26 protein-coding genes, 1 pseudogene and 1 riboswitch are annotated in these 23,014 nt (G+C 71.3%); of the genes and pseudogenes, 16 read left to right on the top strand and 11 right to left on the bottom strand.

Features of this window, described 5'->3' with window-relative positions; all coding sequences use genetic code 11:
* Positions 1-115: 115 nt before the first annotated feature.
* Positions 116-763, top strand: coding sequence for a TetR family transcriptional regulator (locus WAB15_RS36975; protein ID WP_407288976.1), 648 nt, complete (start codon positions 116-118; stop codon positions 761-763).
* 75 nt (positions 764-838) lie between these two features.
* On the opposite strand, the gene def is transcribed toward WAB15_RS36975, so the two are convergent.
* Positions 839-1,411, bottom strand: a complete 573-nt coding sequence (gene def, locus WAB15_RS36970) for a peptide deformylase (RefSeq protein WP_407288975.1) — start codon at positions 1,409-1,411, stop codon at positions 839-841.
* A 185-nt stretch (positions 1,412-1,596) separates the two neighbouring features.
* Between def and WAB15_RS36965 the strand changes: the two genes are divergently transcribed.
* The 5 genes from WAB15_RS36965 (at position 1,597) to WAB15_RS36945 (ending at position 6,121) form a co-directional block, all read left to right on the top strand.
* A complete protein-coding gene (locus tag WAB15_RS36965; protein ID WP_407288974.1) occupies positions 1,597-2,835 on the top strand; it encodes a MurT ligase domain-containing protein in 1,239 nt (412 codons plus the stop codon).
* Positions 2,836-2,864: 29 nt separating this feature from the next.
* On the top strand, positions 2,865-3,593 hold the full coding sequence (locus tag WAB15_RS36960; protein WP_384434810.1) for a type 1 glutamine amidotransferase: 729 nt from the start codon (positions 2,865-2,867) through the stop codon (positions 3,591-3,593).
* A gap of 153 nt (positions 3,594-3,746) precedes the next feature.
* Positions 3,747-4,772 carry a 6-phosphofructokinase gene (locus tag WAB15_RS36955; protein WP_399148098.1) on the top strand — a complete coding sequence of 342 codons (1,026 nt, stop codon included), beginning with the start codon at positions 3,747-3,749 and terminating at the stop codon, positions 4,770-4,772.
* A 105-nt stretch (positions 4,773-4,877) separates the two neighbouring features.
* The gene (locus WAB15_RS36950; protein WP_407288973.1) at positions 4,878-5,837 is read left to right on the top strand and encodes a cytochrome c oxidase assembly protein; all 960 of its coding nucleotides are present in this window, start codon (positions 4,878-4,880) and stop codon (positions 5,835-5,837) included.
* Between the two features lie 125 nt (positions 5,838-5,962).
* A complete protein-coding gene (locus WAB15_RS36945) occupies positions 5,963-6,121 on the top strand; it encodes a hypothetical protein (RefSeq protein ID WP_399148096.1) in 159 nt (52 codons plus the stop codon).
* A gap of 90 nt (positions 6,122-6,211) precedes the next feature.
* Here WAB15_RS36945 and WAB15_RS36940 read toward each other — a convergent pair whose 3' ends face one another.
* Positions 6,212-6,799 carry an SSI family serine proteinase inhibitor gene (locus tag WAB15_RS36940; protein ID WP_407288972.1) on the bottom strand — a complete coding sequence of 196 codons (588 nt, stop codon included), beginning with the start codon at positions 6,797-6,799 and terminating at the stop codon, positions 6,212-6,214.
* Between the two features lie 217 nt (positions 6,800-7,016).
* Positions 7,017-7,688, bottom strand: coding sequence for a hypothetical protein (locus tag WAB15_RS36935; protein WP_399148094.1), 672 nt, complete (start codon positions 7,686-7,688; stop codon positions 7,017-7,019).
* Positions 7,689-7,972: 284 nt separating this feature from the next.
* Between WAB15_RS36935 and WAB15_RS36930 the strand changes: the two genes are divergently transcribed.
* The 3 genes and pseudogenes from WAB15_RS36930 to WAB15_RS36920 all read left to right on the top strand — a co-directional run.
* Positions 7,973-8,701 (top strand): lysophospholipid acyltransferase family protein, encoded by a 729-nt coding sequence (locus WAB15_RS36930; RefSeq protein WP_407288971.1) that lies wholly within the window; start codon positions 7,973-7,975, stop codon positions 8,699-8,701.
* Positions 8,702-8,874: 173 nt separating this feature from the next.
* Positions 8,875-10,005 carry a GDSL-type esterase/lipase family protein gene (locus tag WAB15_RS36925; protein WP_399148170.1) on the top strand — a complete coding sequence of 377 codons (1,131 nt, stop codon included), beginning with the start codon at positions 8,875-8,877 and terminating at the stop codon, positions 10,003-10,005.
* 61 nt (positions 10,006-10,066) lie between these two features.
* Positions 10,067-10,507 (top strand): annotated as a pseudogene (locus WAB15_RS36920) (TIGR02452 family protein); the annotation flags it as partial.
* A gap of 69 nt (positions 10,508-10,576) precedes the next feature.
* On the opposite strand, the gene WAB15_RS36915 reads toward WAB15_RS36920, so the two are convergent.
* The gene (locus tag WAB15_RS36915) at positions 10,577-12,214 is read right to left on the bottom strand and encodes an alpha/beta hydrolase (RefSeq protein ID WP_407288970.1); all 1,638 of its coding nucleotides are present in this window, start codon (positions 12,212-12,214) and stop codon (positions 10,577-10,579) included.
* A 546-nt stretch (positions 12,215-12,760) separates the two neighbouring features.
* Between WAB15_RS36915 and WAB15_RS36910 the strand changes: the two genes are divergently transcribed.
* The 4 genes from WAB15_RS36910 (at position 12,761) to WAB15_RS36895 (ending at position 15,001) form a co-directional block, all read left to right on the top strand.
* Positions 12,761-13,144 carry a hypothetical protein gene (locus tag WAB15_RS36910; protein ID WP_407288969.1) on the top strand — a complete coding sequence of 128 codons (384 nt, stop codon included), beginning with the start codon at positions 12,761-12,763 and terminating at the stop codon, positions 13,142-13,144.
* Positions 13,145-13,187: 43 nt separating this feature from the next.
* Positions 13,188-14,036, top strand: a complete 849-nt coding sequence (locus WAB15_RS36905; protein WP_407288968.1) for a hypothetical protein — start codon at positions 13,188-13,190, stop codon at positions 14,034-14,036.
* Between the two features lie 70 nt (positions 14,037-14,106).
* The gene (locus WAB15_RS36900; RefSeq protein ID WP_399148089.1) at positions 14,107-14,490 is read left to right on the top strand and encodes a roadblock/LC7 domain-containing protein; all 384 of its coding nucleotides are present in this window, start codon (positions 14,107-14,109) and stop codon (positions 14,488-14,490) included.
* A 136-nt stretch (positions 14,491-14,626) separates the two neighbouring features.
* On the top strand, positions 14,627-15,001 hold the full coding sequence (locus WAB15_RS36895) for a hypothetical protein (protein WP_393500838.1): 375 nt from the start codon (positions 14,627-14,629) through the stop codon (positions 14,999-15,001).
* A 3-nt stretch (positions 15,002-15,004) separates the two neighbouring features.
* Here WAB15_RS36895 and WAB15_RS36890 read toward each other — a convergent pair whose 3' ends face one another.
* The 6 genes from WAB15_RS36890 to WAB15_RS36865 are packed head-to-tail and all read right to left on the bottom strand — an operon-like array spanning position 15,005 to position 19,684.
* Entirely contained in the window at positions 15,005-15,850 is an 846-nt protein-coding gene (locus WAB15_RS36890; RefSeq protein WP_407288967.1) for an urease accessory protein UreD, read from the bottom strand.
* Positions 15,847-16,551, bottom strand: a complete 705-nt coding sequence (ureG, locus tag WAB15_RS36885; RefSeq protein WP_399148087.1) for an urease accessory protein UreG — start codon at positions 16,549-16,551, stop codon at positions 15,847-15,849. Before ureG ends, WAB15_RS36890 begins: the two co-directional genes overlap by 4 nt.
* Positions 16,552-16,608: 57 nt before the next feature.
* On the bottom strand, positions 16,609-17,283 hold the full coding sequence (locus WAB15_RS36880) for an urease accessory protein UreF (protein WP_407288966.1): 675 nt from the start codon (positions 17,281-17,283) through the stop codon (positions 16,609-16,611).
* 55 nt (positions 17,284-17,338) lie between these two features.
* Positions 17,339-19,060, bottom strand: coding sequence for an urease subunit alpha (locus WAB15_RS36875; RefSeq protein ID WP_407288965.1), 1,722 nt, complete (start codon positions 19,058-19,060; stop codon positions 17,339-17,341).
* On the bottom strand, positions 19,053-19,364 hold the full coding sequence (locus WAB15_RS36870; RefSeq protein ID WP_399148084.1) for an urease subunit beta: 312 nt from the start codon (positions 19,362-19,364) through the stop codon (positions 19,053-19,055). Before WAB15_RS36870 ends, WAB15_RS36875 begins: the two co-directional genes overlap by 8 nt.
* A gap of 17 nt (positions 19,365-19,381) precedes the next feature.
* On the bottom strand, positions 19,382-19,684 hold the full coding sequence (locus WAB15_RS36865) for an urease subunit gamma (RefSeq protein WP_360957481.1): 303 nt from the start codon (positions 19,682-19,684) through the stop codon (positions 19,382-19,384).
* A 524-nt stretch (positions 19,685-20,208) separates the two neighbouring features.
* Here WAB15_RS36865 and WAB15_RS36860 point away from each other — a divergent pair.
* On the top strand, positions 20,209-21,153 hold the full coding sequence (locus tag WAB15_RS36860; RefSeq protein ID WP_399148083.1) for a M28 family metallopeptidase: 945 nt from the start codon (positions 20,209-20,211) through the stop codon (positions 21,151-21,153).
* 60 nt (positions 21,154-21,213) lie between these two features.
* Here WAB15_RS36860 and WAB15_RS36855 read toward each other — a convergent pair whose 3' ends face one another.
* Positions 21,214-21,528 (bottom strand): type II toxin-antitoxin system Phd/YefM family antitoxin, encoded by a 315-nt coding sequence (locus tag WAB15_RS36855; protein WP_393500857.1) that lies wholly within the window; start codon positions 21,526-21,528, stop codon positions 21,214-21,216.
* 58 nt (positions 21,529-21,586) lie between these two features.
* On the opposite strand from WAB15_RS36855, the gene WAB15_RS36850 reads away from it, so the two are divergent.
* Positions 21,587-22,222, top strand: coding sequence for an ATP-dependent Clp protease proteolytic subunit (locus WAB15_RS36850; protein ID WP_399151152.1), 636 nt, complete (start codon positions 21,587-21,589; stop codon positions 22,220-22,222).
* A 5-nt stretch (positions 22,223-22,227) separates the two neighbouring features.
* Positions 22,228-22,533, top strand: a complete 306-nt coding sequence (locus WAB15_RS36845; protein WP_399151153.1) for a hypothetical protein — start codon at positions 22,228-22,230, stop codon at positions 22,531-22,533.
* Positions 22,534-22,811: 278 nt separating this feature from the next.
* A riboswitch (cyclic di-AMP (ydaO/yuaA leader) is annotated at positions 22,812-23,012 on the top strand.
* Positions 23,013-23,014 lie beyond the last annotated feature (2 nt).

Below are 23,014 nucleotides of genomic sequence, written 5' to 3'. Positions count from 1 at the left end.
TAGTGTGTTACTCGCCAGTAAGCACTGTCAACTCCCCCGGCGACCAATTCACGGTGGAGCGCGGGTGTTACGTTGCGCGAGCGCCACAGATTCACAACGGGTGGGGAGCACGACCATGGAGAGCACAGAGCACAGCGACGGCCGTCATTCGGCGACCGAGCGCAGGCGGCGGGAGCTGCTGGAGGCCGCGGAGCGCATCGTGCTGCGCGACGGCCCGGACGCCTCGATGAACGCCATCGCCGCCGAGGCGGGCATCACCAAGCCGATCCTCTACCGGCACTTCGGCGACAAGGGCGGGCTGTACCGCGCGCTGGCCGTACGGCACACCGACGCCCTGCTGGACAATCTGCGCACCGCGCTGGACGCGCCGGTCCTGCGCCGGGACCGGGTCGAGGCCACCCTCGACGCCTATCTGCTCGCGATCGAGACCCGCCCCCAGGTGTACCGCTTCCTGATGCACCCCTCGGACGAGGAGACCTCCCCGGAGTCCGGTTTCGACGTGGGGCGGCACTCCGCTCCGCTGCTGCGCCGGCTCGGCGAGGAACTGGCCAAGGTCATCACCGACCGGCTCGACCTGGGTCCGGGCGGCGAGCTGCGGGCCCGGGTATGGGGGCACGGCATCGTCGGCATGATGCACGGCGCCGGCGACTGGTGGCTGCGCGAACGCCCCTGCTCCCGCGAGCAGTTGGTCGAGCAGCTGACCGATCTGCTATGGGGGCAGCTGGCCAGGGTCAAGGACCTCGCGGGCGGCCCCGGCTTCTGAGCCGGAGTGGCGACGCGGAAGCCGGGGCCGCAGGAGCCGCGACAACCGGGCCCGTCGTCCGCCGGGCCCGCCGCCTCAGCGGGCGGCCGCCTCCTCCGCGGGCCCGGACTGCCCCGCCCAGGGGGACCGGGCGGCCGTGCGCAGCACCCGGCGCCGGCGCAGGCCGGTGAGCCGGTCGACGTACAGCTGGCCGTCGAGGTGGTCGCACTCGTGCTGGAGGCAGCGGGCGAAGTATCCGGTGCCGGTCACCGTCCTCGGCTCGCCGGTGACGGTGAAACCGGTCACGACGGCGCGGTCGTGGCGCGGGGTGCCGGCCTCGATCCCGGGGAGCGAGAGACAGCCCTCCGGCCCGCGGACGACCGGTCCGTCGACCTCGACGAGCCGGGGGTTGACGAGGTGTCCCAGATGGCGGACGTCCTCGTCGTCGGGGCAGTCGTAGACGAACACCCGCAGCGGGACGCCGATCTGGTTGGCGGCGAGGCCGACGCCTTCGGCGGCGTACATCGTCGCGAACATGTCCTCGACCAGCCGGGCCAGCTCGCCGTCGAAGACGGTGGCGTCCTGACAGGTATCGGTCAGGACCGGATCGCCGAGCAGGCGCATCGGGCGAAGGCGGCCGGAACTGCCGGGAATGGTGCGGGAGCGCATGGGGCCAAGCGTACGGTCCGTGAACGCCGGATGACGCTGCACGGGTGGCGGGGTTCGGGCCCGCGGCCGGATCTCGATAGGCTGATCCCCGACCGAAGCCTCCGGCCGGTCATCGGCGGCGGAGGAGGCGTTCCACCGGCAGCCACACCGCAGGGGGGCGCCGGATGCAAGGAGGATCTAGGACGATGGCAGGCAACACGGACCCGCTGTCGCCGCGGGCCAAGCTGGCCGTGACGGCAGGCAAGGCCGCGGCGGCGGTATCGCGCGCGGCGGGCCGCGGCAGCGGATCGGTGATCGGTGGCCGGGTGGCGCTCAAACTCGACCCCGACCTGCTCGCGCGGCTGGCCCGGCACCTGGACGTCATCCTGGTGTCGGCCACGAACGGCAAGACCACCACGACGCGGCTGATCGCGGAGGCGCTGCGGGCCAGCGGCCCGGTGGTCTCCAACGCGCTCGGCGCCAACATGCCGGCGGGCATCACATCCGCGCTGGCCGGCGGCTCGGACGCGAAGTACGGCGTGATCGAGGTCGACGAGAAGTACCTGGCCGGTGTGGCACGCGATGTGACGCCGAAGGCCATAGCGCTGCTGAACCTCTCGCGCGACCAGCTCGACCGCGCCGCCGAGACCCGGATGCTGGCGGAGCGCTGGCGCGAGGGCCTGGCCGACTCCAAGGCGCTGATCGTCGCCAACGCGGACGACCCGCTGATCGTCTGGGCGGCCTCGTCGTCCGCGAACGTGGTGTGGGTCGCGGCCGGCCAGGAGTGGAAGGACGACGCCTGGTCCTGCCCGTCGTGCGGTGGTGTGATGCAGCGCCCCGGCGACGACTGGTTCTGCGGCGAGTGCGGCTTCCGCCGTCCGATGCCCAGCTGGGCGCTGTCCGGTGATCACGTCCTGGACCCGCACGGCAGCGCCTGGCCGATCAAGCTGCAGCTGCCCGGCCGCGCCAACAAGGCGAACGCCACCACCTCCGCCGCGGTCGCCGCCGCCTTCGGGGTGCCGCCTCAGGTGGCCCTGGAGCGGATGTTCTCGGTGCAGGCGGTGGCCGGCCGCTATGACGTGGTCACGTTCATGGAGCGCGAGCTGCGACTGCTGCTGGCGAAGAACCCGGCCGGCTGGCTGGAGACGTTCTCGCTGATCGACCCGCCGCCGACCCCGGTGATCATGTCGGTGAACGCGCGCGGCGCGGACGGTACGGACACCTCCTGGCTGTGGGACGTCGACTACACCCGGCTGGCCGGACACCCGCTCTTCGTGATCGGCGACCGCAAGCTGGACCTGGCGGTGCGGCTGGAGGTCGCCGGGCTCGACTTCCAGGTGTGCGAGAGCGTCGACGAGGCGGTGCGGATGGCACCGCCCGGCCGGATCGAGGTCATCGCCAACTACACGGCCTTCCAGGACCTGCGCCGTCGCGTGGGCAACTGAGCGCGATGCGCGGACAAGGACGAGCGAGAATGAGTGACAACAGCCTGCGCCTGGTGTGGGTCTACCCGGATCTGCTGAGCACGTACGGCGACCAGGGAAACGCCCTGGTGGTGGAGCGGCGGGCGCGCCAGCGCGGTCTGGACGTCCAGCGGCTGGACGTACGGTCCGACCAGCAGATTCCCACCTCCGGTGACATCTATCTGATCGGCGGCGGGGAGGACCGGCCGCAGCGGCTGGCCTCCGAGCGGCTGATCCGCGACGGCGGACTGTCCCGCGCGGTCTCCAACGGCGCGATCGTCTTCTCGGTGTGTGCCGGCTACCAGATCCTGGGCCATGAGTTCATCAACGACCTGGGCGAGCGGCAGCAGGGCCTGGGGCTGCTGGACGTGGTCAGCACCCGCGGCGAGGGCGAGCGCTGCGTCGGCGACGTACTGGCCGACATCGACCCGAAGTTGGGGCTGCCGCCGCTGACCGGCTTCGAGAACCACCAGGGCGTCACGCACCTGGGCAAGACCGCCCGGCCGTTCGCCAAGGTGCGGTTCGGCAAGGGCAACGGCGTCGGCGACGGCTACGAGGGCGCGTACAACGACACCGTCTTCGGCACGTACATGCACGGCCCGGTGATGGCCCGCAACCCGCACATCGCCGACCTGCTGATCAAGCTGGCACTGGACGTCAACGCGCTGCCCCCGGTGGACGACCGCTGGTACGAGGCGCTGCGCCAGGAGCGGATCGCCGCGGCGACCCAGCCCGCTTAACCCGCTTCACCCGGTTCATCCCCTTTTCGTACGCCCGCAGTCCCGCACTGCGGGCGTACGTGTACCCGCGGCCTTCGCGCTTGTAGGGTGAGCGGAATCCAACCGGACGACGGGGTCCGGGCCCCCGGTTGAGTTGCAGAGGTTTTTCGAGCAATGCGCATTGGTGTACTCACCTCCGGCGGCGACTGCCCCGGACTGAACGCCGTCATCCGCTCCGTCGTCCACCGCGCCACCGCCGATCACGGCGATGAGGTGATCGGCTTCCGCGATGGCTGGAAGGGCCTGCTGGAGGCCGACTACCGCAAGCTCGACCTCGACGCCGTCGGCGGCATCCTGGCGCGCGGCGGCACCATCCTGGGGTCGTCGCGGGTGCAGCCCGCCCACCTTCGGGACGGCGTCGAGCGGGCCCGCGGCCATGTCGCGGAGCTGGGCCTGGACGCGATCATCCCGATCGGCGGCGAGGGCACGCTCAAGGCGGCGCGGCTGCTGTCGGACGCCGGGCTGCCGATCGTCGGCGTACCGAAGACCATCGACAACGACATCGCGGTCACGGATGTGACGTTCGGCTTCGACACCGCGGTGGGCGTCGCCACCGAGGCGCTCGACCGGCTCAAGACCACCGCCGAGTCGCACCAGCGGGTGATGATCGTCGAGGTGATGGGGCGGCACACCGGCTGGATCGCACTGCACTCGGGCATGGCGGCCGGTGCGCACGCGATCGTGGTGCCGGAGCGGCCCTTCGACATCGATGAGCTGACGGCGCGGGTCTCCGCCCGGTTCGAGGCCGGCAAGAAGTTCGCCATCGTGGTGGTCGCCGAGGGCGCCAAGCCGCGCGAGGGCACGATGTCCTTCGACGTCGGCGGCAAGGACATCTACGGGCACGAGCGGTTCGCCGGCGTCGCCCGCCAGCTCTCCGTCGAGCTGGAGAACCGCCTCGGCAAGGAGGCCCGCCCGGTGATCCTGGGCCACGTCCAGCGCGGCGGCACCCCGACCGCGTACGACCGGGTCCTCGCCACCCGCTTCGGCTGGCACGCCGTCGAGGCCGCACACCGCGGCGACTTCGGGATGATGACCGCGCTGCGCGGCACGGACATCACGCTGGTGCCGCTGGCCGAGGCCGTGGAGACCCTCAAGACCGTGCCCTCGGAGCGCTACGACGAGGCGGAATGCGTGCTGTGACCCGGCGCTAGCCCCACGGCGCGCGAACCGCCCCCGGCCGCTGTGACGGCCGGGGGCGGTTCTACTCTTGTCGCCGGAGCATTGGTACGAATCAGGAGCGAGCGGATGGATCACAGCGGGCACGGCATGGACGGCATGAACATGGATCTGCCGCCGTTCACGCTGGGGCGGGGCCTGGAGTTCGGTGGTGATCCGTTCTTTCTGGTCGGCTGCCTGCTGGCGCTCGGGCTGTACGGCTGGGCCGTGGTCCGGCTGCGGCGGCGCGGTGACGCCTGGCCGACGGGCCGGATCGTCGGCTGGGTGCTGGGCGTGCTGACGGTGGCACTGTCGATGTGCACCAAGCTGAACGACTACGGCATGTTGATGTTCAGCGTGCACATGGTCCAGCACATGATCGTCAGCATGCTCTCGCCGATCCTGCTGCTCCTGGGGGCGCCGATGACGCTGGCGCTGCGCGCGCTGCCGGCCGCCGGGCGCGGCCGCAAGGGCCCGCGCGAACTGCTGGTGGGTCTGCTGCACAGCCGCTACATGCGGATCATCACGCACCCCGCGTTCACCATCCCGCTGTTCATCGCGAGCCTCTACGCGCTGTACTTCTCACCGCTGTTCGACTTCCTGATGGAGTCCAGGGCCGGGCACATCGGGATGATGGTGCACTTCCTCGCGGTCGGCCTGGTCTTCTTCTGGCCGATCATGGGCGTCGACCCGGGGCCGCACCGGCCCGGCTATGTGATGCGGATGCTGGAGCTGTTCGCGGGCATGCCGTTCCACGCGTTCTTCGGTATCGCGCTGATGATGGCGTCGGAGCCGATGGTCGACACCTTCGTCCACCCGCCGGCCTCCCTGGGCATCGAGGCGCTGACCGACCAGCAGGCCGCCGGCGGGATCGCCTGGGCCTTCAGCGAGATCCCGTCCGTCGTGGTGCTGATCGCCCTGGTCTACCAGTGGTACAAGTCCGAGGCGCGCCAGTCGCAGCGCGCGGACCGGGCCGCCGAGCGCAACGGCGACAAGGATCTGGCCGACTACAACGCCTATCTCGCCTCGCTCAACGCGCGGGGGCGGTAACGCGGGTCGCCCATCTGGCGGTACGGGCCGCGGCCGGGGACGATGGTCCCATGGCCGCGGCCCGTGGCGTGTGAGGGGACGAAGCGAGCACGCCATTCCGAGGCCGCCATGAGGAGGTTGCGGGTATGCCCGGATCTGCTAGGACGATGGCCGTGATGACGGTGGGCGGGCTGGTGGTGGCCACCGCCTACACCGTGGCGCTGGGGTCCAATGGCTGGCTCTGGTTCTCTTGGGTGGTGCTGGCGCTGGTGACGATCGGGGTCGTGGCGGCACGGCCGGCCTGAGCGCGCGGACGCGTCCAGGCCCCCGCGGTGTCTCTCCGGGGCCTGGAAGCCTTCAGAAGCCCTTGGGAGGCCCTGGAGCCCCTGGTGCCCTCAGAAGCGGAAGACGGGCCCGGTGGCGGAATCCATCGTGCAGAGGTTGGCGAACTCCTGGTGCCAGTCCACCGCGGCGCCCCGGAAGGTGCCCCGCGCGCTGACCGTGACCGGGGCGAACTGCTTGGTGCAGCCGTGCGGCTCGCCGGGCAGCGCGTCGAGGTCCCCGCGCGCCCAGGTCAGCGCGTTGCACGCGGCCAGGGCGTGCGGATGTCTGCCGTAGGTGTCCGGGCAGCCGAGCCGCACCCCGCGGATCCAGGTGTTGCCGTCCCCGGACACGGTCAGCAGCAGGCCCTGATCGGCTGCGGCCGGCTTCGGCCCGGCGGCGGCGGGCGGCTTCGGCTCGGCGGCGGCGGGCGGCTTCGGCTCGGCGGCGGCGGGCGGCTTCGGCTCGGCGGCGGCGGGCGGCTTCGGCTCGGCGGCGGCGGGCGGCTTCGGCTCGGCGGCGGCGGGCGGCGGCGGCTCGGCGGCGCCCGCCGGGGTGGGCAGGAAGGTGCCGGCCAGCGCCGCGGACACGGTGGCGAGCACGGCGGCGGGCAGGGCGGCACGGGCGGAGGTGTGTCGGCGGTGTCGGCGGCGCACGGGCATCGGTGTCTCCTCAGAACCCTCGGTGGGTTCAGGCCACCTCGCCCGGCGCCGGCGCACAAGCGGCCACGCCGCGAAGTCGCCCGTACGGGCCGCGGGGTGTCCGCAAAGTCCGTCGTCCGCCCGTAGGGCCAGGCGGGACCTTGCGGACGCGCCCGCGCACACGACAAGGTGACCGGCGGCGGAGGAGGCGGCTCCGCCACCGGTCACCGGACCGGGACTACCCGACGCGCTCGATCCGGGCGCGGCGGATCAGGAACTTGCCCTCCTCACGTACCTGCTCGAAGGCGGCGTTGTTGAGCAGTACGCAGCTGCCGGACGTCGAGGTCACGGACACGGTCGTCGACTTGTTGTTGTCCAGGTTGGTCACCTTCAGCTTCGTCCCGGCGGGGAACTGGTCGCTGGAGGCCGCCGGTGCGCCGCCCTCGCCGGAGAGCGTCACCGTCGAGCCGGGGCAGACCACGTCGCCGTCCCCGGCGGGCGGGGCGGCGGAGGCGGACGGGTCGTCGGACGCGGGCGGCTCCGCCGAGCCCGGCGGCTCCTCGGCGGCGGGTGGCGTGCTGGCGGCGGGCGGCTCCTGGGCCTGGGGTGGAGCGCCCGCGGCATCACCCCCGTCCGCTCCCCCGCTGCAGCCGGCGGCTTTCTGCTTGGCCTGGATCTCCTTGATCACGGCCTGCCGGTTGGCGATCCGCGCCGCCGACTGGGCGTCGGGGCGGGCCTGCTGATCGGCGATGAACTTCTGGTTGTTGCTCAGGGCGGTGGCCAGTCCGTCGCACGCCACCGATGCCTGGCTGGTGCCCGTCGTCGCGATGGCGATGCCGCCGACCAGCGCCGCGGCACTGACCCCGACGACGATCTTCTGACGACGCGTCACTCTTCTCTTTCGGGACATGTATGACTCCTGCCTTCGGCCTGGAACCTGGGGTTCAGGCTCGGTTGCCGGGCAGTACGGTGCGCCGGGTCGGCCTCGTTCAGGGGGAGTCGAAAGTTGTCCGCGGATGCCAAAGCGACGGTGGCGGCGGTCCGGCCGGCTCCGGTGGCCGCCGGGCGGCGTGATCCGGGCGGGGGTGTTACCACCGGCGGCGGTTGCCCATACACTCACCTCCCATCCGGGAGCCCTCGTGACCTGGAACGACGCAGCCCCCGAGACGATCCGACGGGAGAGGGAGCCGCCCCGTGTTCTATCAGGTGCTGAAGTACTTCCTGCTGGGGCCGTTACTGCGGCTGGTGTTCCGGCCGCGGATCGAGGGGCTGGAGCACATCCCGGAAGAGGGCGCGGCGATCATCGCGGGCAACCACCTCTCGTTCGCGGACCACTTCGTGATGCCGGCGATCGTGCCGCGCCGGGTGACGTTCCTGGCCAAGGCCGAGTACTTCACCGGGCCGGGTCTGAAGGGGCGGTTGACCGCGGCGTTCTTCCGCGGCGTCGGGCAGATCCCGGTGGACCGCTCCGGCGGCCGGGCCTCACAGGCGGCGATCTCCTCGGGGCTCGCCGTCCTGCGCAAGGGCCGCCTGCTGGGGATCTACCCGGAGGGCACCCGCTCGCACGACGGGCGGCTCTACAAGGGGCGTACCGGGGTCGCCTCGATGGCCATCCAGGCGGGGGTGCCGGTGGTGCCGTGCGCGATGATCGGCACGTTCGAGGCGCAGCCGACCGGCCGGCGACTGCCGCGAGCCATGCGGATCACGATCCGCTTCGGCGCGCCGCTGGACTTCTCGCGGTACGCGGGGATGGCCGACGAGCGCATCGCGCTGCGTGCCGTCACCGACGAGATCATGTACGCGATCCTCACGCTGTCCGGCCAGGAGTACGTGGACAAGTACGCGGGCGAGGCCAAGGCCGAGGCCCAGGCGCAGGCCCGCCCCCACGGGCGGCGCGGGCACGGCGGCGGGCAGGCGGGGTAGGTGGCCGGACCTCGGGGACGGGCCCGGGCGGCGGCTCCGCGGTGCGGAAACTCGGATGCCGAGCGGGCCTCCGGTTGGCAGAGTGGCGTCATGTACTGCGAGCTCAACGACGTCCCCGGCCTTCTGCGGAGAGCCGCGTGACGAACTGGATCACCACGCCCATCGAACCGCGCATGCTGCGCGGCGCCCTCGATGTGGAACACACCGCGCAGGGCCTGCTGCCGCACCGGCTGCCCGCCTGGGCCCGTAAGCAGTTCCCCGACGAGAACTTGGCGATGACCGAGGCCAAGCCCGCCGGGGTGCGGCTGGTCTTCCGGACCGGGGCCACCGTCGTCGAGCTGGACACGCTGCCCACCAAGCGGGTCTACGAGGGCGTTCCGCCGCTGCCCGACGGTAGGTACGACCTGCTCGTCGACGGCCGTCTCATGGGCCGGGCCACCGCGTCCGGCGGCAATGTGCAGACCGTCGACATGACCGCCCAGTCCGTGGTCACCCGGCCCGGCCCGGCGGGCACCGTCCGGTTCGACGCGCTGCCGGCGGGGGTGAAGGACGTCGAGATCTGGCTGCCGCACAACGAGATCACCGAGCTGATCGCCCTGCGCACCGACGCCCCGGTCGAGGCCGCGCCGGACCACGGACGCCGGGTGTGGCTGCACCACGGCAGTTCGCTCAGCCACGGCTCCAACGCCGAATGCCCGACGGAGACCTGGCCGGCGCTGGTCGCCGCCCGGGCGGGCGTGGAGCTGATCAACCTGGGGTTCGGCGGCAACGCGCTGCTCGACCCGTTCACCGCGCGTGCCATGCGGGACACCCCCGCCGACCTGATCAGCGTCAAGATCGGCATCAATGTGGTGAACAGCGACGTGATGCGGCTCCGTGCCTTCGGCCCGGCGGTCCACGGCTTCCTCGACACCCTCCGCGAGGGCCACCCGAGCACGCCACTGCTGGTCGTCTCCTCCGTCCTGTGCCCCGTCCAGGAGGACACCCCGGGTCCGCTCGCACCGGACTTCAGCGCCGGAAGGCTGCGGTTCCGGGCCGTCGGGGACCCGGCGGAGCGCGCCGCCGGTCGGCTGACGCTGAACGTCATCCGCGACGAACTCCACCGCATCACCGCGCAGCGGGCGACCGACGACCCCAACCTGCACTACCTCGACGGCCGCTCGCTCTACGGCGAGGCGGACTTCGCCGAACTGCCCCTGCCCGACGGGGTCCATCCGGACGCCGCCGGTCACCGCCGTATCGGTGAGCGCTTCGCCGAGTTGGCCTTCGGTGCCGGTGGGCCGTTCGCCGTGGCAGCCGACTGAGTGTCATGGCCCCCGGGCGGCAGGCTCGGGGCCTCGCCGCCCGGGGCCTGCCTGCCGCAATGCGGCGCACAGGGCCGATCCCAGCCCGTTCTACAGCGACCGGGTGATCCTCTCGCCCGGTGTGCCGGTGTTCCGGGACGACCGGGGCACGCTGTTGGAAGTGCCGTACGAGGCGGGGTTCGTGACGGCCGCGGCGCCCAACGCGGGAGTGATCGCACGGCAGCGGCCGGACGAGGCTGCGCGGGTGCCGGCGGCGCTGACGGCGCGGGCGGAGCGGGTGCTGGAGGTCGCGGCGGCCGGCGGGCACCGCCAGCTGGTGCTCGGTGCCTGGGGCTGCGGGGTCTTCCAGAACGAACCGGCCGATGTGGCAGGGGCGTTCGCCGCCGCGCTGCTCGCCGACGGCCGTTTCGCGGGCTGGTTCGACCGGGTGGTGTTCGCCGTGCTGGACCGCCGGGCGGACTCCCCCACCAGGGCCGCCTTCGCGGAGGTCTTCACGGTGTGACGCGCCGGGAGCGCGAGAAGGGGCGGCCCGGAGGGATCCCGGCCGCCCCTTCGTGTCATCGCTGCGCCACTACGGCGCGGCCGGAAGGTCGGCCGCACCCTTGGCGGCGGCCTTCGCCGTCGACTTGCCCGGCTTCGGCGTGGCGTGCGGGGCGCACGTCACGTCCTCGGCGTCGGTCTTGCCCTCCAGGAAGTAGGCGTCGACCCGGTCGTTGATGCAGGGGTTGACCTGCCCGGTGACACCGTGCGACCCGGCGTTCTTCTCGGTGATCAGACGCGAGCCCGCGAACCGCTTGTGCAGCTCGACGGCGCCACCGTACGGCGTGGCCGCGTCCCGCTCGCTCTGCACGATCAGCACGCTCGGCAGGCCCTTGCCGGTGGCGACCTCCACCGGGCGCTGCTGCTTGACCGGCCAGGTGGCGCAGGGCAGGTTCATCCAGGCGTTGGACCAGGTCATGAACGGTGCCTGCTGGTGGATGCGGGTGTTGTCCCGGTCCCACTTCCGCCAGCTGGTGGGCCACTTGGTGTCGGTGCACTCGACGGCCGTGTAGACGGCGTTGCCGTTCTCCGAGGCGATGTTGCCCGCGGTGTCCTTCAGGTTCGGACCGGCGTTCTCGACCAGCGGCTTGCTGTCACCGGCGAGGTAGGCGCTCCAGACCTCGGCGACCGAGGTCCACATCGAGTCGTAGTACGGCGCGTTCTGGAAGAAGCCGGTCAGCTCGGCGGGGCCGACGACACCACCGATGGGGTTCTTCTTCGCGGTCGCCCGCAGCTTCTCCCAGGCGGCCTGGACCTTCTCGGGGGTGTCCCCGATGTGGTAGGCCGCGTCGTTCTTGGCGACCCACTTCTTCCAGTCGCCCCAGCGGGTCTCGAAGGCGAGGTCCTGGTCGAGGTTCGCCTGGTACCAGACCTTCTCGCGGGACGGGTCGACGACACTGTCGACGAGCATCCGGCGGACATGGTCCGGGAAGAGCGTCGCGTAGACGGCGCCGAGGTAGGTGCCGTAGGAGACGCCCAGGTAGTTGAGCTTCTTCTCGCCGAGCGCGGCACGCACCACATCGAGGTCGCGGGCGGTGTTCGCGGTCGTCATGTACGGCAGGAGGTCGCCGCTGCGCTCGGCGCAGCCCTGTGCGTACTCCTTGGCGAGCTTGCGCTGGGCGCGCTTGTCCGCCTCGCTGTCCGGCACCGGGTCGGCCTTGGGGGCCTTGACGAACTCCTGCGGGTCCATGCAGGAGATGGCTGCGGAGTGGCCCACTCCCCGCGGGTCGAAGCCGACGAAGTCGTACGCCTTCGCGGTCTTGGCCCACAGCGGGTTCTTGGTGGTGATGCGGGTCGGGAACTTCATGCCCGAACCACCGGGTCCACCGGGGTTGTACAGGAGTGAGCCCTGTCGCTCCTCCTTGCCGCCGGTGCTGACGGCCCGGTCGACGGCGATCTTGATGGTGCGGCCGTTGGGCCGGGCGTAGTCGACCGGGACGGTGACATAGCCGCACTGGACGGGCGACTTCAGGCCCCAGTCCGCGGGGCAGTCCTGCCAGTCGATGCCCTTCTTGGCCGCGCGTGCGGCGGCGGTCTGAACACCGCGCGCTTCGGCCGTCTTGGTCTTCGGGTGCTCGCCGGCGCTGGCGGGCGTGGCGGCTATCGCTCCGGTGAGGAGCGCGCCGGTCACCAGGGTGCCGGCGGCGCCGAACGCTGCTTTTCTTCTCACGTGGTGGTTTCCCCCTGCTCGGTTGCCACTTGTGGCGGCGTTGATCACAGGTCTACGGAGGGATCCTGTCGTCTTACCGCCCCTCCTGAACAGGTTTGACCGGCAATTCTTTACCAAGCCGTAGGTTTTGAGGCCGGATGGGCCCTACAGGAGGAACGGCCGGACATCGCGGTGGAACCGCATTATTTCGGCCAAGGCGAGCGGTCGGTGGAACGAGGCGCAGGGCTCGGCACGCCGCACTCGGAGAGCCCCAACCGAAGCCGCACACGGGGCAGTTGACGTGCCGGAACGCGAACCGCCGCGAGGCCGGTCGGCTCGCATGCCGCCGCATTCCGGCGGGGCGGGGCCCGGCTCGATGGCCTCCGGAGGGCCACGCATGGGCGAGAACACGTCAATTGCCAGAGACCTGCCCAGGAGGCATGTGCCCAACGCGCACCTTCAGTAACCTTCCGTGAAGGCTCTCCCACACGCTGCCACAACGGGAGGGCTTCGGCGTTTTCGCGCCGTACCCGCCCCCGTCCGCAGCCGTCGCGAAGGAGTTCCGAAGTGCCGGGTATCGATCAGGTCTTGTCCCAAGCGATGGGGATCCCGGGCGTCCTGGGCGCCGGGCTGATCGACTGGACCAGCGGGCTGACGCTCGGCACCGCCGGACAGGCCCCGCACGGCGACCACGACGCGGCCGCGGCGGACACCGCCGATGTCGTGCAGGCCGTGGCGCGCAACGCCACCTTCGACACCGGCGGCGCGTCCGGTCCGGCCCTGGAGGACCTGATCATCACGGCCGCCGGCAGCTACCACCTGATCCGTTTCGTGCACACCGCCTTCGACAGCCAGACCTATCTCTACCTCTGGCTGGACCGTGCGCAGGCCAATCTCGCCGTCGCCCGGCTGCGGCTGCGCGACCTGGCGGCGGAGCTGGTCCCGTCCTGACACCGCTGCTCCGCCCCTCGCACGAACGGTTAGGGAACCAGCCATGGGCCTGCCCATACCTCCTCGCCCACCCGCCCCGGACGGGCTGCTCGACCGGTTCGCCGCGCAGCGCGTCACCGGCGTCCTGCGTGGCCCGCACGGCTCGGTCTACCTCCTCGACGGGGCGGTCACCTGCGTCGAGGGCGCCGCCGCACCCGGGCTCGACGTACGCCTCACCGCGGCCGGCAAGGTGCCCGAGCAGGGCTGGGGGCAGGCCGTGGACGCCGCCGGGCCGCAGCACCGCGTCGGCCAGTTCCTGGTCCGCGAGGGCTGGCTGACGCAGGGCGAACTGGAGATCTGCCATCTGGCGGCCCTCCTCGACGCCGCCTTCTTCGCCCTGCCGCTGCCCCCCGAGGCCACCTCCTTCACCCCCGGGACCGCCCATTGGCTGGGGGCCGTGCGCCAGATCAGCGCCACCGCCCTGCAGCAGGCGACGGCTCGCCGCCGGGCGCAGCTGGACCGGCTGCGGCCCTGGGCCGCGGTCGACAGCTCGCCGGTCGTGCCCGTACGCCCCAGCGGCCGGGCCCGCACCACGGCCGGGCAACGGCGGCTGCTGGAACGGGCCGACGGTCGGCACACCCCGTACGAACTCGCCCGCTCACTGGGCCAGTCCGCGTTCGTGACGCTGCTGGACATCCGCCGCCTGGCCGCGGCCGGTCTCGTGCGCGTGCCGTCGCCGGCCGCGCTCCCCCGGCGGCGGCCCGGGGCCTGCCTCGACGGGCCCCCGCCGGGCCCCGCCCACGGGCGCGACACCCCGACCTGGCAACTACCGGTACCGGATCTCCTCGATACCGCCGATCCGGATATTGCCCTCCTGATCCGATTGCGTACGGCGCTGGAGGAAAACCTGTGAACCCCTGCGCGCGAAGACCGTGCACGGCATGAGGCGCGCCATCAAAAGACTGGCCGCGAAAAGGAGACTGATGACGATCGAACCCCGGATACGGGACGAACTACTCACACTGCGGGATCAGGTGAGGCATTTCCAGGGCGGCATGGTGGCGAGCGTGGACGGCATGGTCATCGCCCACGACCTTCCGGACATCGAACCGGACGGTCTGGCCGCGCTCACCGCGGCGGCCATAGGGGTCGCCAAGCGCCTCACCGAGGCGACCGGTCAGGGGTCTTTCGAGGAGTCCCTGACACGCGGCACCGGTGGCTACATCGCCGCCTACTCGGCCGGCCGCCGCGCCGTCCTGACGGCCGTGGCCAGCCCGGACACCAACGTGGGCCGGCTTCATCTGCAGGCCCGCCGGGCAGCCGAACGCATCGGCGCCCTGGTCGACTCACCACCACGCCAGCAGTAGCGCCGCCACGGGACCTCCTTCAACGCACCCGTCCCATACGACCTCGACCCAACCCGGCACGCACCACGCAACAAGCAAACAACTCACCACGCACAACGCAGCAACACCTTCAAAGAACGGAAAGGTCACTCCCCTCATGGCTCAGATGGAATCCGCCCTCGCCGATGCCATGTCGACCATCGAAGGCGCCATAGGCGTCGCCCTGGTCGACTACACCAGCGGTATGGCGCTGGCCACGCTCGGCGACAACCTGGCCCTGGACCTCAATATCGCCGCGGCCGGCAACACCGACGTCGTCCGCGCGAAGATGCGCACCATGGAGATGCTGGAACTCCAGGGCTCCATCGAGGACATGCTCATCACCCTGACCGCGCAGTACCACATCATCCGTCCGGTCACCGGCAAGAGCGGCAGCGGCCTCTTCCTCTATCTGGTGCTGGACCGCAAGCGCGCCAATCTCGCGCTGGCCCGCCACCGCCTCGCGCGGCTGGAGGCCGACCTGGAGGTGTGAGCCTCACCCGGCGGCGGCGCCGCGGGCGGCCTCGTCCAGCAGGCGCCGCAGCCGTAGTGCGTCCGGGGCGAGGGCCGTGGCCAGCACCGCGTCACCGGCGAGCGGCGCCAGGACCCCCTGGCCCGCGCCGTCGGCGGACCGCTCACCCGCCTCCGCCCCGAGGAGCCGTACCTCGGGCGGCCCGGACTCCTCCTGCCGGTCCACCACCAGGAGTTGACCGACGGCCCGGTGGCCGCCCAGTACGGCCGGGGTGTCCCAGCCGGGGACCCCGGGCCCGTACGCGGTCTCCTGGTCGAGCAGGGTACGGCCGGCCCGGCGCACGGTGAGCCGGCTGCGCAACGTCCCGGTCTGCTCGCCGCTGCGTCCCAGGACCTGCTCCTCACGGAGCACCAGGCGTGCGGTGGGGGCCAGTTCGACGGTCGTGGTCATCCGCAGATCGCTGCCCGCGGCGGAGATCAGCGGCTCGGGCAGCCAGTCGAGCCGTGCGCCGTCGCCCACCGTCAGGTGCACGTCGTAGGTGGCCGGTTCGCCGGTGCGGCCGGGCAGCGCGACGGTCGCCGCGGCGGCCGTGATGTGCAGTGCGCTGCCCGCCTCGGCCGTGGCCTCGATGCGCAGCCGGTCGCCGCCGAGCGGTGCGCTCATGGCGCCGACGACGCAGACCCGGGCCTGGTCGCCGTGTGCGCGGATACGGCGCAGCGCGAGCGGGCCGTCGCCGTCGAGGACCGGCAGCCGGGTGGTGCCCGACCCGTCGTCGGAGCGCGCGACGATCCGGGCGGTGGCGCGCAGGCCGGCCGCCGGGACCGCGGTGGGCTGCGGCGGCAGCGCCTGCTTCGGGAGCGCGAGGGTCATGCCGGGCCCGCGGTCCACTCCGCCAGCCGGGCGCGGACCCAGTCCGATACCGGCTTGACGCCGTTCGGCGTCTTCAGTGCCGTGAAAGCGACGGGCAGTTCGCCACGCTGGGCCTTGGCGTCGCGAGCCATGCCTTCCAGGTCGACGCCGACGTAGGGCGCGAGGTCGGTCTTGTTGATGACGAGGAGATCGGCGGTGGTGACGCCGGGGCCTCCCTTGCGGGGGATGTCGTCGCCGCCGGCCACGTCGATGACGAAGATCTGGGCGTCGACCAGGCCCTTGGAGAAGGTGGCGGTGAGATTGTCGCCGCCGGATTCGACCAGTACGAGATCGAGGCCGCCGAGCGGGCCGAACGCCTCCTCCAGGTCCTCGACGGCTTCGAGGTTGGCGGAGATGTCGTCGCGGATCGCGGTGTGCGGGCAGGCGCCGGTCTCGACGGCCGTGATGCGCTCGGCGGGCAGCACCGCCTCACGGAGCAGGAACTCGGCATCCTCGCGGGTGTAGATGTCGTTGGTCACGACGGCGATGGACAACTCGTCGCGCAGCGCGCGGCACAGCGCGGCGACGGTGGCGGTCTTGCCGGTGCCCACCGGACCGCCCAGGCCGAGGCGCAGGGCGCGGCGCGTTCCGTCGGCGCGTACCGGGTCGGCGGCACTGTAGGTGTACCGCTCGGGGAAGGTGTCCTTGTGGTCGAGGTGCATACGGGCTCCGGGGCTTGGTGAGGGGTCGGGGGCAGGGTCTGTTGTGGCGCGTGGTGGTCAGGAGGCGAAGAGGCGTACCGGCCAGGCGGCGTGCTGCTGGGCGGTGATGTCCAGCAGGGGCGCGGAGGCGGCGGGCAGCGCGTCGACCCCTTCGGTGGGCACCCGCCGTGCCGCCTCGGCCGCCCGGCCGGCGACCTGATCGAGGTCGGCGGCCAGGTGGGCGAGCACCGCGGTGGCGTCGAAGGGGTCCAGGCTCAACAGCCGGACGGCCGCGGTGGCCGGGCCGCTGACGTTCTCGTACGCCACCGCGTACGCGGCGTCCAGCGGCTCCAGCCCCGCCGACCGCGCGGCCAGCCCGAGCACGACGGGCTGGTGGGCGCCCCGCGGCCGGGCCGCGGCCAGCGCGTCCAGTTCGGGTGACGGCCAGGTGGCGCGGGCGGCCCGCATCATCTGCCGCCCCAGCTTGCGGGCGGTGGTCCGCAGCGCGGGCACCGGTGTCCGGGCGTCGGCCGCGTCGTCCAGCGCGAGCGGATCGTGTCCCGCGGCGGCCGCGGCGGACAGCGCCGCCGCGACCAGGCCCGCGGTGTGCAGCCGCCCCCGGCAGAAGCTCTCCAGGCTCGCGGCGTCCTTGATGCGTCCCGCCGTGACGGCCGGTTCGGCGCCGCCCGAGTGGGCGTGCCCACCGGCCGGGAACCGTCCGTCGGCGAGGACCAGCAGCGCCGCCCGGCTCATCGGCGCCGCTCCGGTGTGTTGCGGGTGTGCTCTCCTGGTGCGTTCATGGCGGCGCTCAGAAGAGGAAGTACCGCTGGGTCATGGGGAGTTCGGCGGCGGGAGCGGGTTCGACCACTTCGCCGTCGATGGTCACCGTGAAGCGGTCGGGGTCGACATGGACGCGCGGCAGGGCGTCGTTGTTGCGCATGTCCGCCTTGGTCACGCCCCGGGTGCTGCGGATCGCCTCGTACGGCTTGGCCAGCGCGAGGCGCTCGGAGATGCCGTCCTCGATCGCCTGTTGGGAGACGAAGTTGACCGAGTTGCTGCCCGGGGCCCGGCCGGTGGCGCCGAACATCGGGCGGGGCAGGATCGGCTGCGGGGTGGGGATGGAGGCGTTGGCGTCGCCCATCTGCGCATAGGCGATCTGGCCGCCCTTGATGACGAGCTGCGGCTTGACGCCGAAGAACGCCGGGTCCCACAGCACGAGGTCGGCGAGCTTGCCGTCCTCGACGGAGCCGACGAGATGGTCGATGCCCTGGGCGATGGCCGCGTTGATGGTGTACTTGGCGACATAGCGGCGGGCCCGGTGGTTGTCCGCGCCACCGTCGCCGGGCAGGGCGCCACGGCGCCGCTTCATCACATGCGCGGTCTGCCAGGTACGCATCACGACCTCGCCGATCCGGCCCATGGCCTGGGCGTCGGAGGACATGATCGAGATGGCGCCCAGGTCGTGCAGGATGTCCTCGGCCGCGATGGTGGAGGGCCGGATCCGGGATTCGGCGAAGGCCAGGTCCTCGGGGACGGCGGGGTTGAGGTGGTGGCAGACCATCAGCATGTCGAGGTGCTCCTCGACGGTGTTGACGGTGTGCGGCCGGGTGGGGTTGGTGGACGCGGGCAGCACGTTCGGCTCGGACACCATGGCGATCATGTCGGGGGCGTGGCCGCCGCCGGCGCCTTCGACGTGGAAGGCGTGGATCGAGCGGCCGGCGATGGCGGCGAGGGTGTCGCCGAGGAATCCGGCCTCGTTGAGGGTGTCGGTGTGGATCGCGAGCTGGGCGCCGCTCTCCTCGCAGATGTTCAGACAGGCGTCGATGACGGCCGGGGTGGCCCCCCAGTCCTCGTGGATCTTGAATCCGAGGATGCCGGCCCGCAGCTGGTCGCGCATCGAGGCCAGGGACGTGGTGTTGCCCTTGCCGAGCAGCCCGACGTTGACGGGCAGGGAGTCCATCGACTCGAACATCCGGGCAATGTGCCAGGCGCCCGGGGTGATGGTGGTGGCCTTGCTCCCCTCGGCCGGCCCGGTGCCGCCGCCGACCATCGTGGTGACGCCGGAGGCCAGCGCCTCGTCCGCCTGCTGGGGACAGATGAAGTGGACGTGGGTGTCGATGGCGCCGGCCGTGAGGATCTTGCCGTTGCCGGCGATGACCTCGGTCTCGGGGCCGATGACGAGGTCGGGGTGGACTCCGTCCATCGTGTCGGGGTTGCCGGCCTTGCCGAGCGCGACGATCCTGCCGTCGCGGATGCCGACGTCGGCCTTGACGATGCCCCAGTGGTCGAGCACGACGGCCCCGGTGATCACGGTGTCGGGGGTGCCCTCGGCGCGGGTGGCGCGGGACTGGCCCATCGACTCGCGGATCACCTTGCCGCCGCCGAAGACCGCCTCGTCGCCGGCCCGTCCGGGTCCGCCCGAACGGTCCTCGGTGATCTCGATGACCAGGTCGGTGTCGGCCAGCCGGATCCGGTCGCCGGCGGTCGGGCCGAAGAGATCGGCGTACGCCCGGCGGGTCAGTTCAGCCATCGAGAGTGCCTCCGGTCTCGCCCCGAAGGCCCTCGACGATCCGCTTGCCACCGATGGGCACGAGTTCGACCTCGGTGGGAATGCCGGGCTCGAAGCGCACGGCGGAGCCGGCCGCGACGTTCAGCCGCTTGCCGTGCGCGGCCACGCGGTCGAAGTCGAGGCCGGGGTTGGCCTCGGCGAAGTGGTAGTGGGAGCCGACCTGCACGGGGCGGTCGGCCGCGTTGAGAACCGTCAGGCGGGTGAGGGGGAGGCCTTCGTTGAGGCGCACCGGCTCATCGGCGTGGAGGATCTGTCCCGGGATCATCTGCTGTGCTCCCGCCGTCAGTTGATGGGTTCGTGAACGGTGACGAGCTTGGTGCCGTCCGGGAAGGTGGCCTCGACCTGCACATCGTGGATCATCTCGGGCACGCCCTCCATCACCTCGTCGCGGGTGAGGACCTTGCGGCCGGAGGACATCAGCTCGGCGACGGTGCGGCCGTCCCGGGCCCCTTCGAGGATGTGCACGGTCAGCAGCGCGATCGACTCCGGGTGGTTGAGTTTCAACCCCCGAGAACGGCGCTTTTCAGCCACGTCTGCCGCCACATGAATCATCAGGCGTTCCTGTTCATGCGGGGTCAGTTGCATACGTTCCACCTCACAGTCTTCCCGCCCGGACGCGTATGCCCAGGTCACGGGCGTGAGCACACCCACGAATTAGGTGTACCACGCAGCATTTAAAGGAGGAGCAAACCGACTTCCAGCACTTGGCCATCAAGCGCCCCACACCCGGAGGCTAGTTCGGCGGGATTTCGGCGACGTTACAGCCAGGGACACGTCAGCGCCTCGCCGTACGCCCCGTGTAACACGAGGTCTTCGCGCCCGTTACGGCGCGGCAACCGCTGTCCCGCGATCGCGGGAAGGATCACGCTCCCCTTGACCGCACGCGGAATCGAGTGGCGAATTCCGCACCCCGAAGGCGCCACCACCGCACGAAACAGACCCCCCGCCACTCCCCCAATTCCCCACCATCAGCACAAAAGAGACACACTCCGCTCCGCGAACACACCTGTCCGATATGCGCTCTTGACGTTCTCCGCGGTGATCGCGATCCTCATGTGCGCGTCAAAACGCTCCGCACCAACCCCCCACACCAGTATCGGAGCCACACAGTGTCTCGTTCTGTACGAATACGTCGGGTCGCGCTGGCCACCGGCACCGCCACCGCCCTGGCCGCCACCCTCTTCGTCGCGGCCGGCGCCCACGCCGACCCCGCGCCGGCGGCCGCCCCCGACATCGACGTCAAGGCCGTCCAGGCCGACCTGGGCCAACTGCAGTCGATCGCCGACGCCAACGGCGGCAACCGCGCCCACGGACAGCCGGGCTACAAGGCGTCCATCGACTACGTCAAGGGCAAGCTGGACAAGGCCGGGTTCACCACCGAGGTCCAGGAGTTCGACAACAACGGCGCCAAGGGCTACAACCTGGTCGCCGACTGGCCCGGCGGCGACGAGAGCAAGACCGTGATGGCCGGAGCCCACCTGGACTCGGTCGACGCGGGCCCCGGCATCAACGACAACGGTTCCGGTTCGGCCGGAATCCTGGAGGTCGCGCTCGCGGTCGCCAAGGCGGACCTCAAGCCCACCAAGCACCTGCGGTTCGGCTGGTGGGGCGACGAGGAGGACGGCATGGTCGGCTCGCGCCACTACGTCGACACCCTCGGCGCGGGCAAGTCGAAGCTCGACTCGTATCTGAACTTCGACATGATCGGCTCGCCGAACCCGGGCTACTTCGTCTACGACGACGACACCCGCCTGGAGAAGGTCTTCAAGGACTTCTTCGCCACCAAGAACCTCGCCACCGAGAAGGAGACCGAGGGCGACGGCAGGTCGGACCACGCCTCCTTCAAGGACGCGGGCGTCCCGGTCGGCGGCCTCTTCTCCGGCGCGGACTACATCAAGACCGAGGAGCAGGCGAAGAACTGGGGCGGCGAGGCGGGCAAGGCGTTCGACGCCTGCTACCACCAGTCCTGCGACACCTCGAAGAACATCGACGAGAAGGCGCTGGACAACAACACCGACGCCATCGCGCACGCCATCTGGGAGCTCAGCTCCTGAACCGGTCCTCCTGACATAAGGTCAGCGCCCACCTGAGACGGGTCGGCGCCGACCGACCGGTCACCTCTCCCGACCCGGTCGCCGATCCCCGGCGGCCGGGTCGCGGTGTTCTGCGGCGATGCCGAAGCGCCGCCGTTCGCCCGGAGCGGACGGCAGCTGGCGGACGGTGGAGACCGTACTGATCACCTGCTCCTCCTCCGCACCCTGCTCACGCCGCCCCAGCTCTTCGAGAAGCTGCAGGTCAGCGGCGGATACCAGCGCCACCAGCGGTTTGCCGTGCCGGGTGACGACCACCCGTTCACCGCCGTAGACGACGCGGTTGATCAGATCGGCGAGCTCCGCTCGGGCTTGCGTCACCGGAATTTCGTAGGCCATGCTGCCATTCTAACGGGATGTACATCCTGTACATTTTTTACAGAAGAGAGGAGCAGCCATGCTGCGACCTACGGCTCGCTATGTCCTGCCGGAGTTCACCGAGCGCACCTCGCAGGGGACGCGCACCATGGACCCGTACTCCAAGCTGCTCAGCGAGCGCATCATCTTCTTGGGCACCCCGGTGGACGACGCCTCCGCCAACGACGTCATGGCGCAGCTCATCCACCTCGAACACGCCGCGCCGGAGCAGGACATCTCGCTCTACATCAACTCCCCCGGCGGCTCCCTCACCGCGATGACCGCCATCTACGACACGATGCGCTTCGTGTCGTGCGACGTGGCGACGGTGTGCCTGGGGCAGGCCGCGTCCGCCGCCGCGGTACTGCTGGCCGCAGGCGCCCCCGGCAAGCGGCTGGCGCTGCCCGGCGCCCGGGTACTGATCCACCAGCCCTCGCTCCACGAACCCATCCAGGGACAGGCCACCGACCTGCAGATCCAGGCGGAGGAGATGCTGCGCAGCCGCGACATGCTGGTGGAGATGCTGGCGCGGCACACCGGGCAGACCCCCGAGCGGATCGCCGCCGACATCGAGCGCGACAAGATCTTCGACGCGCCCGCCGCCCAGGCGTACGGCCTGATCGACGGGCTCACCCGCAACCGCAAGCAGTCGGCCCTCCAGCCCGTCACGCGGTGAGCCGGATGCTGCCGCCGGAGCCGCCGCCGCTGCCCGCCCTGACCCGTGCCGAGGGCGAACTGATCGACCGCTACCTGGAGGTGCTCGACCTGCTGGGCCGCATCAACCCGGCCCGCGGCGGCCACACCTACAGCGGCCTGCGGGCCGCGCAGGCGCTCGTCGGCAAGGCCGCCGGACTGCGGGACGCCCTGACGCTGATGCACAACCGGGGCGAGAGCGAGCTGCACCACGACACGCTCGCCCGAGCGCTGCGGGTCCTGGACGGCGAGCGCCGGGCCCAACTGGTCACCCTGCCGCCCGGGGAGCGGTGACCCGACACGCCCGACCCACCCTGCCCGGACGGCGTAGCGCCCAGGCCGTTTACGAGGAGGTGACGAATTGCGCGGGACGGAGAGAATTCCTCGGGTCCCCATGTTTCGCCCCAGGTCCCGGGGCCGCGACACCAGCCATCCCGCCACCTGAAGGAACAATTCACCCCATTTAGCCCAAATGTGACCCATCTCACATACGGCATTTTCAGCTCGGAATTCAGGTGGTGGGTGCGTGACGATCCCTTCGACGACAAGACCCCGCCACAGCGACGGGGCGGTCCGGACGGGCGCCTAATCCCGCCGCCGTACCGGATGTCCGGTCGACGGTGTGGACCGGCGGGAGCGGAGGACCCAAGCAGGACGGGGTCCGGGCCATGACGGCCGTCGGACTCCTTGGGGTGAAGCCGTACGCACGGCCGGGCATCTTCGCCTGCCCGAACCCGACAGGCCTTCCTTCGCAGGCGGCTGACGAAGGGTTCGC

This window comes from Streptomyces sirii (assembly GCF_045690365.1).
Lineage (GTDB): Bacteria > Actinomycetota > Actinomycetes > Streptomycetales > Streptomycetaceae > Streptomyces > Streptomyces sirii.
This window is presented reverse-complemented; position numbering and strand designations above follow the sequence as displayed.

Bases quoted from the DNA above. Each gene is read 5' to 3' on its own strand.
- WAB15_RS36975 (WP_407288976.1), top strand. From the start codon at position 116: ATGGAGAGCACAGAGCACAGCGACGGCCGTCATTCGGCGACCGAGCGC.
- def (WP_407288975.1), bottom strand. From the start codon at position 1,411: ATGCGCTCCCGCACCATTCCCGGCAGTTCCGGCCGCCTTCGCCCGATG.
- WAB15_RS36965 (WP_407288974.1), top strand. From the start codon at position 1,597: ATGGCAGGCAACACGGACCCGCTGTCGCCGCGGGCCAAGCTGGCCGTG.
- WAB15_RS36960 (WP_384434810.1), top strand. From the start codon at position 2,865: ATGAGTGACAACAGCCTGCGCCTGGTGTGGGTCTACCCGGATCTGCTG.
- WAB15_RS36955 (WP_399148098.1), top strand. From the start codon at position 3,747: ATGCGCATTGGTGTACTCACCTCCGGCGGCGACTGCCCCGGACTGAAC.
- WAB15_RS36950 (WP_407288973.1), top strand. From the start codon at position 4,878: ATGGATCACAGCGGGCACGGCATGGACGGCATGAACATGGATCTGCCG.
- WAB15_RS36945 (WP_399148096.1), top strand. From the start codon at position 5,963: ATGCCCGGATCTGCTAGGACGATGGCCGTGATGACGGTGGGCGGGCTG.
- WAB15_RS36940 (WP_407288972.1), bottom strand. From the start codon at position 6,799: ATGCCCGTGCGCCGCCGACACCGCCGACACACCTCCGCCCGTGCCGCC.
- WAB15_RS36935 (WP_399148094.1), bottom strand. From the start codon at position 7,688: ATGTCCCGAAAGAGAAGAGTGACGCGTCGTCAGAAGATCGTCGTCGGG.
- WAB15_RS36925 (WP_399148170.1), top strand. From the start codon at position 8,875: ATGCTGCGCGGCGCCCTCGATGTGGAACACACCGCGCAGGGCCTGCTG.
- WAB15_RS36905 (WP_407288968.1), top strand. From the start codon at position 13,188: ATGGGCCTGCCCATACCTCCTCGCCCACCCGCCCCGGACGGGCTGCTC.
- WAB15_RS36900 (WP_399148089.1), top strand. From the start codon at position 14,107: ATGACGATCGAACCCCGGATACGGGACGAACTACTCACACTGCGGGAT.
- WAB15_RS36895 (WP_393500838.1), top strand. From the start codon at position 14,627: ATGGCTCAGATGGAATCCGCCCTCGCCGATGCCATGTCGACCATCGAA.
- WAB15_RS36890 (WP_407288967.1), bottom strand. From the start codon at position 15,850: ATGACCCTCGCGCTCCCGAAGCAGGCGCTGCCGCCGCAGCCCACCGCG.
- ureG (WP_399148087.1), bottom strand. From the start codon at position 16,551: ATGCACCTCGACCACAAGGACACCTTCCCCGAGCGGTACACCTACAGT.
- WAB15_RS36880 (WP_407288966.1), bottom strand. From the start codon at position 17,283: ATGAGCCGGGCGGCGCTGCTGGTCCTCGCCGACGGACGGTTCCCGGCC.
- WAB15_RS36875 (WP_407288965.1), bottom strand. From the start codon at position 19,060: ATGGCTGAACTGACCCGCCGGGCGTACGCCGATCTCTTCGGCCCGACC.
- WAB15_RS36870 (WP_399148084.1), bottom strand. From the start codon at position 19,364: ATGATCCCGGGACAGATCCTCCACGCCGATGAGCCGGTGCGCCTCAAC.
- WAB15_RS36865 (WP_360957481.1), bottom strand. From the start codon at position 19,684: ATGCAACTGACCCCGCATGAACAGGAACGCCTGATGATTCATGTGGCG.
- WAB15_RS36855 (WP_393500857.1), bottom strand. From the start codon at position 21,528: ATGGCCTACGAAATTCCGGTGACGCAAGCCCGAGCGGAGCTCGCCGAT.
- WAB15_RS36850 (WP_399151152.1), top strand. From the start codon at position 21,587: ATGCTGCGACCTACGGCTCGCTATGTCCTGCCGGAGTTCACCGAGCGC.
- WAB15_RS36845 (WP_399151153.1), top strand. From the start codon at position 22,228: ATGCTGCCGCCGGAGCCGCCGCCGCTGCCCGCCCTGACCCGTGCCGAG.